11 protein-coding genes and 3 tRNA genes are annotated in these 12007 nt (G+C 69.1%); 11 read left to right on the top strand and 3 right to left on the bottom strand.

Annotated features, from left to right (window positions below; all coding sequences use genetic code 11):
- Window positions 1–959 (bottom strand): AMP nucleosidase (locus HA630_RS12645; protein WP_166835188.1); only part of this gene is annotated, 959 nt, incomplete at its 3' end.
- A 20-nt stretch (window positions 960–979) separates the two neighbouring features.
- Window positions 980–2392 (bottom strand): glutathione-disulfide reductase, encoded by a 1413-nt coding sequence (gene gorA, locus HA630_RS12650; protein WP_166835190.1) that lies wholly within the window; start codon window positions 2390–2392, stop codon window positions 980–982.
- 206 nt (window positions 2393–2598) lie between these two features.
- Between gorA and HA630_RS12655 the strand changes: the two genes are divergently transcribed.
- A complete protein-coding gene (locus tag HA630_RS12655) occupies window positions 2599–3135 on the top strand; it encodes an RcnB family protein (protein WP_166835192.1) in 537 nt (178 codons plus the stop codon).
- A 43-nt stretch (window positions 3136–3178) separates the two neighbouring features.
- Here HA630_RS12655 and uvrA read toward each other — a convergent pair whose 3' ends face one another.
- Window positions 3179–6205, bottom strand: a complete 3027-nt coding sequence (gene uvrA / locus HA630_RS12660) for an excinuclease ABC subunit UvrA (RefSeq protein WP_166835194.1) — start codon at window positions 6203–6205, stop codon at window positions 3179–3181.
- 406 nt (window positions 6206–6611) lie between these two features.
- Here uvrA and trpE point away from each other — a divergent pair, with 406 nt between their 5' ends.
- From trpE to HA630_RS12710, 10 genes are all read left to right on the top strand, one after another.
- Complete coding sequence (gene trpE, locus HA630_RS12665; protein WP_166833867.1) at window positions 6612–8111, top strand: anthranilate synthase component I; 1500 nt, start codon at window positions 6612–6614, stop codon at window positions 8109–8111.
- Window positions 8108–8686, top strand: coding sequence for an aminodeoxychorismate/anthranilate synthase component II (locus HA630_RS12670; RefSeq protein ID WP_166833865.1), 579 nt, complete (start codon window positions 8108–8110; stop codon window positions 8684–8686). The genes trpE and HA630_RS12670 overlap by 4 nt, the downstream gene beginning before the upstream one ends.
- Before the next feature lie 32 nt (window positions 8687–8718).
- Window positions 8719–9759: an anthranilate phosphoribosyltransferase gene (gene trpD, locus HA630_RS12675; protein ID WP_166833863.1), complete on the top strand. Its 1041-nt coding sequence runs from the start codon at window positions 8719–8721 to the stop codon at window positions 9757–9759.
- A gap of 5 nt (window positions 9760–9764) precedes the next feature.
- Entirely contained in the window at window positions 9765–9911 is a 147-nt protein-coding gene (locus HA630_RS12680; protein ID WP_166833861.1) for a hypothetical protein, read from the top strand.
- On the top strand, window positions 9904–10701 hold the full coding sequence (trpC, locus tag HA630_RS12685) for an indole-3-glycerol phosphate synthase TrpC (protein ID WP_166833859.1): 798 nt from the start codon (window positions 9904–9906) through the stop codon (window positions 10699–10701). Before HA630_RS12680 ends, trpC begins: the two co-directional genes overlap by 8 nt.
- Before the next feature lie 2 nt (window positions 10702–10703).
- Entirely contained in the window at window positions 10704–11492 is a 789-nt protein-coding gene (locus HA630_RS12690; protein ID WP_371809228.1) for a uracil-DNA glycosylase, read from the top strand.
- 13 nt (window positions 11493–11505) lie between these two features.
- A tRNA-Tyr gene (locus HA630_RS12695) sits at window positions 11506–11591 on the top strand.
- Window positions 11592–11656: 65 nt separating this feature from the next.
- Window positions 11657–11730: transfer RNA gene (locus HA630_RS12700), tRNA-Gly, on the top strand.
- 57 nt (window positions 11731–11787) lie between these two features.
- Window positions 11788–11862, top strand: a tRNA-Thr gene (locus HA630_RS12705).
- A 51-nt stretch (window positions 11863–11913) separates the two neighbouring features.
- Window positions 11914–12007, top strand: a 94-nt coding sequence (locus HA630_RS12710; RefSeq protein WP_018003793.1) for a GTP-binding protein, incomplete at its 3' end; no start/stop codon positions are given.

The raw sequence follows: 12007 nt of genomic DNA on the forward strand, positions 1-12007 counted from the left end.
CGCAGCACGGCAATGTGGTCGGTGATGGTCTTGGCGTTGCTCGGCCCCACGCCGATGTTGACCAGGGTGAGGCCGCTGCGGTCGGCGCGCAGCAGGTGGTAGGCCGGCATCTGCGGCAGGCGCGGCGGTTCGACGCCGGGCTCGCCGTTCCACAGGGGTTGCAGGGCTTGCAGCGCGCTGGCGCTCAGGCCCTGGCGCCGCGTCACCACGTTGCCCGGTTCCACAAAGGCCAGGTACTCGCTGTCGGGGCGGGCCATCTCGGCGCGGCCCAGCTTCACGAATTCGTCGATGTAGAACTGGTAGTTGGTGAACAGCACGAAGTTCTGGAACCAGGCCGGCGCGTTGCCGGTGTAGTGCCGCAGGCGCTGCAGGGAATAGTCCACCCGGGGCGCGGTGAACAGGGCCAGCGGTTGGGGCCCCTGCGGACCCGGGTCGTGGGTGCCGTTGGCGATGCCGTCGTCCATGGCGGTCAGGTCGGGCAGGTCGAACACGTCGCGCAGCCAGGCGCGGTGGGCATCGGTCAGGTCGCCCTCCACGTGGTCGTGTTCGGCAAAGGCGAAGTGCACCGGGATGGGCTGGTGCCCCACGCCCACCTCCAGCTCGCCGCCGTGGTTGTCCAGCAGCAGGCGGAACTGTTCCAGGTAGTAGTCGGCGTAGAGGTCGGGGCGGGTCAGCGTGGTCTCGAACCGGCCCGGGCCGGCGACGAAGCCGTAGCTCAGTCGGGCGTGGCCGGCGTCGGCGGGCAGTCGGGTGGCGGTCTGGGTGTGCAGCCGCACGAAGGGGTAGCAGGCACGCACCCGGGGCATGGGGTCGCCGCCCGGTGCTGGGGCCAGCACAAAGGCCCGCAGGGCGCGGCGCAGGTGGTCCACCGCGTCCTGGTACAGGCGCTGCACCTGGGCCAGGGCGGCGGCCGGGTCGGTGTGGCGTTGCGGCGGCACAAAGGGGGGGCTGTCGAACATGGTGGCGGGCTCGGCTGGGGTCAGGGCGCGGGCGGGGTCACCGGCTCGCGCATGGTCACGAATTCTTCGGCCGCCGTGGGGTGGATGCCGATGGTGCTGTCGAACACCGCCTTGGTGGCGCCGGCCTTCATGGCCACGGCAAAGCCCTGCACGATCTCGCCGGCCTCGGCGCCCACCATGTGCAGGCCCACCACCCGGTCGGTGGCCGGGTCCACCAGCAGCTTCATCAGGGTGCGTTCGGGGCTGCCGCTCAGCGTGTGTTTCAGCGCGCGGAATTCGGAGCGGAACACCTGGATGCGGCCGAAGCGCTCGCGCGCCTGCGCCTCGGTCAGCCCCACCGTGCCCACGTTCGGGTGGGTGAACACGGCGGTGGGGATCAGGTCGTAGCTCATGCCGCGCGGGGCCTGGCCGGCGGCGGGGCCGAACAGGTGGTCCACCAGCTTCATGGCCTCGCCCAGCGCCACCGGGGTGAGCTGCACGCGGGCGGTCACGTCGCCCAGCGCGTAAACGCTGGGCACGTTGGTGCGGTAGTGCTCGTCCACCACGATGGCACCTTGCGCACCCTGCGCCACGCCCACGGCCTCCAACCCCAGGCCGACCACGTTGGGCACGCGCCCGGTGGCGTACAAGGCGGCGTCCACCACCAGGCGGTTGCCGTCTTCCAGCCGTACGTGCAGGCCGTCGGCTTCGCGGTGCAGGCTCACCACGCCGGCGTTCAGCCGCAGGTCCACGCCGTGCTTGCGCATTTCGCCGGCCAGGAAGTGGCGCACCTCGTCGTCGAAGCCGCGCAGCACCTGCTCGCCGCGGTACAACTGCGTCACCTGGGCCCCCAGGCCGTTGAAGATGGAGGCGAATTCGCAGGCGATGTAGCCCCCGCCCACCACCAGCAGCCGTTGCGGGAAGTCGGGCAGATCGAACACCTCGTTGGAGGTGATGACGTGCTCGCGCCCCTGGAAGTGCGGAACGTGCGGTGTGCCGCCGGTGGCGATCAGCAGGCGTTCGGCGGTCAGCGTCTGGTGGCCGGCCGAGCCGTCGGCGTTGAGCGTGGCCACGCGCACGGTGTGGGCGTCCTGCAACTGGGCATAGCCGTTGACCACGGTCACGCCCGAGCCGCGCAGCAGGTTCGCGTACACGCCGTTGAGCCGGCCAATTTCTTTCGCCCGGTTGGCCTTGAGCGTGCCCCAGTTGAGGGTGGGCGCGGCGCCTTCCCAGCCGTAGCCGTGCGATTCCTCGAAGGCCTCGGCACAGTGGGCCGCGTAGCTGTAGAGTTTTTTAGGGATGCAGCCCACGTTCACGCAGGTGCCGCCCAGGCCGTCGGTGCCCAGCGCTTCGGCCAAGGCCACGCGCGCGCCGCGCTGTGCGGCCATGCGTGCCGCGCGCACGCCGCCGCTGCCGCCACCGATCACAAACAGGTCAAAGTCAAAAGGGGTCATGGTGTGCTCGTAGCTGTGGGGCCAAGGCCGGCCCTGGGGGCATTGTCGGCCAAATTTCCATGCCCCTGCCGCAGCCCGGGCACCGGGGATGTGTCGCCAGGTGTGACGAAAACGCCGGACAGGAAGCATGTGCTTACAACCCGGAGCCACGGCGCGGGCTGCGCTGCTAGCATGCACCCCTGTCTTACACGTGGAGCCATGAACGCATGACGAACACCGCAACTCCCTGGGTCCGCGCCGTCCTGACCTGCAGCGCCGTGTGGCTGGTGACCGGATCGGCCTGGGCCGGCAAGCCCGACTGGGTGGCGTCGGACCGCACGCCCGGTCACGGCAAGGTGCACGCCCAAGTCCCGCACGACGGGCCCGACCACCGCGACCGGTCCGGCCTGTCGGGCACGGTGCAGATCGGTGGGCCGAGCCTGGGCGTGAGCATCCGCTTTGGCGACGAACAGCGCCGGGCGGTGCGCGACTACTACGCGCCCCGGGTGCAGGCCGGCAAATGTCCGCCAGGGCTGGCCAAAAAGCAGAACGGCTGTCGGCCCCCGGGCCTGGCCAAAGCGTGGCACCTGGGGCAACCCTTGCCCAGTGGGGTGGTGGTCTACCCGGTGCCCCGCGAGCTCGAGCGACGCCTGGGCACACCGCCCGCCGGCCACAAGTTCGTGCGCGTGGCGGCCGACATCCTGCTGATCGCCGTCGGAACCAGCCTGGTGGTGGACGCCATCGAGGACCTGGCCGGGCTGTGAACCCGGGCGGAGCGGGCCGGTTGCGGTGCCGGCCTCGGCCCTCTCAGGTACCGACCGGATCGCCGCCGCCCAAGCGCGGCAGCAGGCGGCGCAAATAGCGCCCGGTGTGGCTGGCCGGCTCGGCCGCCACCTGCTCCGGTGTGCCGCAGGCCACCACCGTGCCCCCGCCCGAGCCGCCCTCGGGCCCCATGTCCACGATCCAGTCGGCGGTCTTGATCACGTCCAGGTTGTGCTCGATGACGACGATGGTGTTGCCCGCGTCGCGCAACTGGTGCAGCACCTTCAGCAGCAGTTCAATGTCGCCAAAATGCAGGCCCGTGGTGGGCTCGTCCAGAATGTAGAGCGTGCGGCCGGTGTCGCGCTTGCTCAGTTCCTGGGCCAGTTTCACCCGTTGCGCCTCGCCGCCCGACAGGGTGGTCGCGCTCTGGCCCAGGCGGATGTAGCTCAAGCCCACGTCCAGCAGCGTCTGCAGCTTGCGCTGTAGGGTGGGCACGGCGTGGAAGAAGGCGTGGGCCTGCTCCACCGTCAGGTCCAGGATCTGCGCGATGTTCTTGCCTTTGTACAGCACCTCCAGCGTTTCGCGGTTGTAGCGCTGGCCCTGGCACACGTCGCACGGCACGTACACGTCGGGCAGGAAGTGCATTTCCACTTTCACCACGCCGTCGCCCTGGCAGGCCTCGCAGCGGCCGCCCGCCACGTTGAAGCTGAAGCGCCCCGGGCCGTAGCCGCGTTCGCGTGCCGTCGGCACCTCGGCCATCAGTTCGCGAATGCCGGTGAACAGGCCGGTGTAGGTGGCCGGGTTGCTGCGCGGCGTGCGCCCGATCGGGCTCTGGTCCACGTTGATCACCTTGTCAAAGTGCTCCAGCCCTTCGATGGCCTCGTGTGCCTCCGGCTCGTCGTGGCTGCGGTACAGGTGCTGCGACACGGCGCGGTACAGCGTGTCGTTGACCAGGGTCGATTTGCCCGAGCCGCTCACCCCCGTCACACAGGTGAACAGCCCCACGGGAAAGTCCACCGTGACCTGTTGCAGGCTGTGGCCACGGGCGCCCACCACGCGCAGGGTTTGCAGACCGCTGGCGCTGGGGGCGGCCACCGTTTTTTTGCTGGGCCAGGCGCTCGCCTTGGCGCCTTTTTTGGCCGGTGCCACGGGCTCGGGCGCTTTCTCGGGCAGCCACGGCGTGCGGCGGGCGGGCACTGCAATCGCCTTGATACCGCTGAGGTATTGCCCGGTCAGCGAGCCCGGTGTGGCCATCACCTCGGCGCAACTGCCCTGCGCCATCACCCGGCCGCCGTGCACGCCGGCCCCCGGGCCCATGTCGATCACGTGGTCCGCCGCGCGGATCATGTCCTCGTCGTGCTCCACCACCAGCACGCTGTTGCCCAGGTCGCGCAGGTGTTTCAGGGTGTCGATCAGCCGGTCGTTGTCGCGCTGGTGCAGGCCGATGCTGGGCTCGTCCAGCACGTACATCACGCCGGTCAGGCCGGAGCCGATTTGTGAAGCCAGCCGGATGCGCTGGGCCTCGCCGCCGCTCAGGGTTTCGGCGCTGCGGTCCAGGCTCAGGTAGTTCAGGCCCACGTCGTTCAGGAACTTCAGCCGTGACGCGATTTCACGCACCACCTTGTCGGCGATCTCGGCCTTGGCGCCGGTGAGTTGCAGCGACTGAAAATAGGCCTGTGCCTGGGCCAGCGTGATGCGGCCAATGTCGAAAATGGCGCGCCGCTGCTCGCCAGCGCCCACGAACACGTGGCGCGCCTCCTTGCGCAGCCGGGTGCCGTGGCAACTGGGACAGGCGTGGGTGGCGCGGTAGCGCGCCAGTTCCTCGCGCACGGTGGCGCTGTCGGTTTCGCGGTAGCGGCGCTCGAAGTTGCGCACAATGCCCTCGAACGGGTGGCTCTTGGTCACGCGTTTGCCGGCCGAGGCGCCCGAGTCCATCACGTAGCTGAAGGCAATCGCCTCGCTGCAGGAGCCGTACAGCAGCACCTGCTGCACGTGCTCGGGCAGCTGTTCCCACGGCGCTTCGGCGTCGAAGCCGTAGTGGGCGGCCAGGCTTTCCACCATGGCAAAGTAGTAGCCGTTGCGCCGGTCCCAGCCCTTGATGGCGCCGCTGGCCAGGCTCAGCGTGGGGAAGGCGACCACGCGCGCCGGGTCGAACACCTCGGTGTGGCCCAGGCCGTCGCAGGTGGGGCAGGCGCCCACCGGCGAGTTGAACGAAAACAGGCGCGGTTCCAGCTCGCTCAGCGCGTAGCTGCACAGCGGGCAGGCAAAGCGCGCGCTGAACAGGTGCTCGGCGCCGTTGTCCATTTCCAGCGCAATCGCGCGGCCATCGGCCAGCTTCAGCGCGGCCTCGAAGCTTTCGGCCAGACGTTGCTGCGCGTCTGTTCTGACTTTCAGGCGGTCCACCACCACGTCCAGATCGTGCTTTTCCTGCTTGTTCAGCGCCGGCATGTCGGCCGCGTCCAGTACCTGCCCGTTCAGGCGAAAGCGCACGTAGCCTTGGGCCTGCAGCTCGGCCAGCGTGTCGGCAAACTCGCCCTTGCGGTCGCGCGCGATCGGGGCCAGCACCATCAGCTTGGTGTCTTCGGGCAGGGCCAGCACGTGGTCCACCATCTGGCTCACCGTCTGGGCCTGCAGCGGCAGGTCGTGCTCGGGGCAGTGCGGCGTGCCGGCGCGGGCGAACAGCAGGCGCAGGTAGTCGTGGATTTCGGTCACCGTGCCCACGGTGGAGCGCGGGTTGTGGCTGGTGGCCTTCTGCTCGATGCTGATGGCCGGCGACAGGCCTTCGATCAAATCGACGTCGGGCTTGTCCATCAGCTGCAGGAACTGGCGCGCGTAGGCGCTCAGGCTTTCCACGTAGCGGCGCTGGCCCTCGGCGTACAGCGTGTCGAACGCCAGGCTGGACTTGCCCGAACCGCTCAGCCCCGTGATCACCACCAGCGCGTGCTTGGGGATGTCCAGGTCGATGTTCTTGAGGTTGTGGGTGCGGGCGCCGCGCACACTGAGCACGGGCTGGCGCCAGGCGTCGCGCAGGTAGGGGCCGGCGGCCGTGCCGTGGACGGCATCGGCCGGCAAGGGCGCAAGGGCGGGCGGGGTGGGGAGCGGCTCGGTCACGGGGTCTGTCCGTCAAAAGGGCAACCCGCCATCATAGAGCGCCAAGCCGGCCGCGCCCAGTCCGGCCGGCGGGGGGCGTTGTGCACCGGCCGCACCGGCGACGCAGGGGCGACGGGCCATCGGCCTTTGCTACACTGTGGACCATGTTCATTCACGGCATCCGCTTCACCGCCCGCCTGGCCCCGCAATGCGGCCGGGAGGCCTGGCCCTGGCGCAAGCCATAAGTTGCGCGCCACTCCCCTGGGTCGCCAGACCCACCGCGCGGCCCGCGGTGCTTGCCGTCTGCCGCGCCCTCACGCCCCGCCCGGGGCACTGGTTGAATGAACGCCGCCCCGCTGCCCGGGGCCGAGCTGCAGGAGGCTCACCCGTGATCACCGAAACCGAATTCCAGGACCTGGCCCGCCAGGGCTACAACCGCATCCCGCTGTCCACCGAAGCGTTTGCGGACCTCGAAACCCCCTTGTCGCTGTATTTGAAGCTGGCCCACGTGCAGGACGGCGGGCGCAACAGCTTTTTGCTTGAGTCCGTGGTGGGCGGCGAGCGCTTTGGCCGCTACAGCTTCATCGGCCTGCCGGCGCGGGTCTGGCTGCGTGCCCATGGTTTTGGCGCCGCCGCGCGGACCGAGGTGGTGCGCGACGGCGAGGTGGTGGAAACCGTGGCCGGCAACCCGCTGGACTTCATCGAGGCCTACCAGCGCCGCTTCAAGGTGGCGCTGCGCCCCGGCATGCCGCGCTTCTGCGGCGGCCTGGCCGGCTACTTCGGCTACGACACCGTGCGCCACATCGAGCACAAGCTGGCGCACAGCTGCCCGCCGGACGACATCGGCATGCCCGACATCCACCTGCTGCACTGCGAGGAGCTGGCCGTCATCGACAACCTGTCGGGCAAGTTGCACCTGATGGTGTACGCCGACCCGACCGAGCCCGACGCCTACGGCCGCGCCGAAGCCCGCCTGGCCGAGCTCAAAGCCCGTCTGCGCGTGCCGGTGCAGGTCCCTGAGGTGCACCCGTCGGCCCCCGCCACCGAAATCCGCCCCTACGCCAAGGCCGACTTCCTGGCCGCGGTGGAGCGCGCCAAAGAGCTGATCCGTTCGGGCGACTTCATGCAGATCGTGATGGGCCAGCGCATCAGCAAGCCCTACACGCAAAGCCCGCTCAGCCTCTACCGGGCGCTGCGCACGCTCAACCCCAGCCCCTACATGTACTACTACCACCTGGGCGACGCGCAGGTGGTGGGCTCCTCGCCCGAAATCCTGGTGCGGCAGGAAAAGACGCTGGATGGCACCAAGGTCACTATCCGCCCGCTGGCCGGCACCCGCCCGCGCGGCGCCACGCCCGAGGCCGACCAGGCCGCCGAGCAAGACCTGCTGGCCGACCCGAAAGAGCGGGCCGAGCACGTCATGCTGATCGACCTGGCCCGCAACGACATCGGCCGCATCGCCCAGACCGGCAGCGTCAAGGTGACCGAGGCCTTCGCCACCGAGCGCTACAGCCACGTGATGCACATCGTCAGTAACGTGGAAGGGCTGCTGAAACCGGGCCTGAGCAACATGGACGTGCTCAAAGCCGCCTTCCCGGCCGGTACCCTGAGCGGCGCCCCCAAGGTGCACGCCATGGAGCTGATCGACCAGCTGGAGCGCACCAAGCGCGGCGTCTACGGCGGCGCCTGCGGCTACCTGAGCTACGCCGGCGACATGGACGTGGCCATCGCCATCCGCACCGGCGTCATCAAGGACGGCTGGCTGCACGTGCAGGCCGCCGCCGGCGTGGTGGCCGACAGCGTGCCCGAACTGGAGTGGAAAGAAACCGAACACAAGGCCCGCGCCGTGCTGCGCGCCAGCGAACTGGTCGAGGAGGGCCTGCAATGAGCCGCACCAAAGTCCTGATGGTGGACAACTACGACTCGTTCACTTACAACATCGTGCAGTACTTCGGCGAACTGGGCGCCGAGGTCGAGGTGTTCCGCAACGACGAGATCACCCTGGAAGGCATCGCCGCGCGCGCGCCCGACCGGCTGGTGATTTCGCCCGGCCCCTGCTCGCCGGCCGAGGCGGGCATTTCCGTCGCCGCCATCCAACATTTCGCCGGGAAGCTGCCGATTTTGGGCGTGTGCCTGGGTCACCAGAGCATCGGTGCCGCCTTCGGCGGGCAGATCGTCCGCGCCCAGGAGCTGATGCACGGCAAGACCAGCGTCATCACCACCACGCAAGAGGGCGTGTTCGCCCACCTGCCGGCCCAGTTCACCGTCAACCGCTACCACTCGCTGGCCATCGAGCGCGCCACTTGTCCGGCGGTGCTCAAAGTCACCGCCTGGACCGACGACGGCGAAATCATGGGCGTGCGCCACACCGAACTGGCCATCCAGGGGGTGCAGTTCCACCCCGAGTCCATCCTGACCGAGCACGGCCACGCCATGCTGCAGAACTTCCTCGACCAGGCCTGAGGCCGTCCGTTCCCGCCGCTCCCGGAGCCCCCATGCACACCCACCTGATCACCCCCCAGGAAGCGCTGCAGCGCGTCATCGAGCACCGAGAAATCTTCCACGACGAGATGCTGCACCTGATGCGCCTGATCATGCGCGGCGAGATGTCGCCCGTCATGATGGCGGCCCTCATCACCGGCCTGCGCGTGAAGAAGGAAACCATCGGCGAGATCACCGCCGCCGCGCAGGTGATGCGCGAGTTTTCCACCAAGGTGGAAGTGGCCGACAAGACCCACCTGGTCGATATCGTCGGCACGGGCGGCGACGGTTCGCACACCTTCAACATTTCCACCTGCGCCATGTTTGTGGCCGCGGCGGCCGGTGCCAAGGTCAGCAAGCACGGCGGGCGCAGCGTCTCCAGCAAGTCGGGCAGCGCCGACGCCCTGGAGGCCTTGGGGGTCAACATCAACCTCAAGCCCGAAGCCATTGCCCGTTGCATTCAAGACGTCGGCATCGGCTTCATGTTCGCGCCCAACCACCACCCGGCCATGAAGAACGTGGCCCCGGTGCGCAAGGAGTTGGGCATCAAGACCCTGTTCAACATCCTCGGGCCGCTGACCAACCCGGCTGACGCGCCCAACATCCTGATGGGGGTGTTCCATGCCGATCTGGTCGGCATCCAGGTGCGGGCGCTGCAGCGCCTGGGCGCCGAGCACGCGGTGGTGGTCTACGGCAAAGACGGGCTGGACGAGGTCAGCCTGGGCGCGGCCACCCTGGTCGGTGAACTCAAGGACGGCCAGGTCACCGAGTACGAAATCCACCCCGAAGACTTCGGCCTGACCATGGCCAGCAACCGCGCGCTCAAGGTGGACACGCCCGAGCAGTCGCGCACCCTGTTGCTGGGCGTGCTCGACAACCAGCCCGGCCCGGCGCGCGACATCGTGGCGCTCAACGCGGGCGTGGCGCTCTACGCCGCCAACGTGGTCGGCTCCATGGCCGACGGCCTGGCGCTGGCCCGCGCTACCCTGGCCTCGGGCGCCGCCAAAGCCAAGCTGGCGCAGTTCGTGACCGCCGCCCACGCGCTCGCCGCCTGACCCCCGTGTGGCGCGACCCCGGCACCTGGATCGCCCTGGGCGTGTCGGCCCTGTTCGTGGCCGTCGCCGTGGTCCTGCACCGCGTGTTCCTGCGCATCCTGCAACAAGGCGAGCCGCCCCCGCCGCCCAACGAAAAGCCTCCCCATGAGTGACATCCTGAACCAGATCGTGGCCACCAAGCGCGAGGAAATCGCCGCGGCCCTCCAAAAGCACCCGCTGGCCGCCGTGCGCGAAGACGCCGAATCGCGACTGCTCACCCGCGACTTCGTCGGCGCCCTGCGCGCCAAAATCGGCGCCGGCCTGCCCGCCGTCATCGCCGAGGTGAAAAAGGCCAGCCCGTCCAAGGGCGTGATCCGCGCCGACTTCATCCCGGCCGACATCGCCCAGAGCTACGCCGAACACGGCGCCGCCTGCCTGTCGGTGCTGACCGACCGTCAGTACTTCCAGGGCAGCCCCGACTACCTCAAGCAGGCCCGCGCCAGCTGCGACCTGCCGGTGCTGCGCAAGGACTTCATGGTGGACCCCTACCAGGTTTACGAGGCCCGCGCCATGGGCGCCGACTGCATCCTGCTGATCGCCGCCTGCCTGGACGACGCGCAGATGGCCGACCTGGAGGCCCTGGCCCTGGGCCTGAACATGGCGGTGCTGGTGGAGGTACACGACCGCGCCGAACTGCAGCGCGCGCTGCGGCTCAAGACCCCGCTGGTCGGCATCAACAACCGCAACCTGCGCACCTTCGAGGTGACGCTGGACACCACGCTGGGCCTGCTGTCCGACGTGCCCGCCGACCGCCTGCTGGTGACCGAAAGCGGCATCTTGGGCCAGGCCGACGTGCAGCGCATGCGCGACGCCGGCGTGCACGCCTTTCTGGTGGGCGAGGCCTTCATGCGCGCCGACGAACCCGGCCGCGCCCTGGCCGACCTGTTCGGCCTGCCGGCCTGACCGTGCCGCGCGGCCACACCCCGTCGCTGTTCGATGCCCCGGGCGCGCCCGAGGCGCCACGCCTGGCCGCCTGGGCCCCGGACGACTGGCCGGTGGCCGACGACTGGCGCCCCTGCCTGGACGCGTTCTGGCCCAGCCCGGCCGGCCAGCGCCTGGCGGTCCGCCTGCGCGAGCGCCTCGCCGCCGGCGCCACGGTGTACCCGCCCCAGCCCCTGCGGGCGCTGGCCCTGACGCCGCTGCACGCGGTGCGCGTCGTCGTGCTGGGGCAAGACCCTTACCACGGCCCCGGCCAGGCCGAGGGGCTGGCGTTCTCGGTGGCGCCCGGGGTCCGGCCGCCGCCGTCGCTGCGCAACCTTTTCAAGGAACTGGCGCGCGATCCCGCCCTGGCCCCGCACCCGCCATTTGCCGGGCGCAGCGGCAGCTTGGCGGGCTGGGCGGGGCAGGGCGTGCTGTTGCTCAACACCACGCTCACGGTGGAGGCGGGCGCCGCCGCCAGCCACGCCGGCTGGGGCTGGGAAGCCCTGACCGACCGCTTGATCGCCGCCTGCAACGCCGAGGCCCGGCCCAAGGCTTTCCTCCTCTGGGGTGCGCACGCACAGGGCAAGGCCGGCCTGATCGACGCCGACCGCCACCTGGTGTTGCGGGCCAACCACCCGTCGCCGCTGTCGGCGCTGCGCCCACCGCAGCCCTTCATCGGCTGCGGCCATTTCGGGGCGGTCAACCGCTGGTTGGCAGAAAAACACGAAAAAACTGTCGATTGGTTTGTTGACTTTCAAAAAACGGTGGCATAATTTGAGGCTCGCCGGAGAGGTGCCCGAGTGGCTAAAGGGGGCAGACTGTAAATCTGTTGGCTTACGCCTACGCTGGTTCGAATCCAGCCCTCTCCACCAGCGAAACTTTTGTAGCGCGGACGCAGGTTCCGCAGTAGCGCGGTCCGGTTGTCGGTCGGCGAACTGCGGGAGTAGTTCAATGGTAGAACCCCAGCCTTCCAAGCTGATGACGCGGGTTCGATTCCCGTCTCCCGCTCCAGCAGAGGTTTCGAGGGTTGTTGGCAACAATTACCGATAGCAGCCGTCAGGCTGTTATGCCCATGTGGCTCAGTGGTAGAGCACCCCCTTGGTAAGGGGGAGGTCGGCAGTTCGATCCTGCCCATGGGCACCAAATCCATAGGTGTGTTTGTAGTTTCGGCAATTTTCAAATCGGAGCTGAAAAATGGCAAAAGAGAAATTTGAGCGGACCAAGCCGCACGTCAACGTCGGCACCATTGGTCACGTGGACCACGGCAAGACCACCCTGACCGCCGCCA

The sequence above is a fragment of the Aquabacterium sp. A08 genome (assembly GCF_011742065.1).

Coding starts and splice junctions, on each gene's coding strand:
- gorA (WP_166835190.1), bottom strand. CDS start 2,392: ATGACCCCTTTTGACTTTGACCTGTTTGTGATCGGTGGCGGCAGCGGC.
- HA630_RS12655 (WP_166835192.1), top strand. CDS start 2,599: ATGACGAACACCGCAACTCCCTGGGTCCGCGCCGTCCTGACCTGCAGC.
- HA630_RS12670 (WP_166833865.1), top strand. CDS start 8,108: ATGAGCCGCACCAAAGTCCTGATGGTGGACAACTACGACTCGTTCACT.
- trpD (WP_166833863.1), top strand. CDS start 8,719: ATGCACACCCACCTGATCACCCCCCAGGAAGCGCTGCAGCGCGTCATC.
- trpC (WP_166833859.1), top strand. CDS start 9,904: ATGAGTGACATCCTGAACCAGATCGTGGCCACCAAGCGCGAGGAAATC.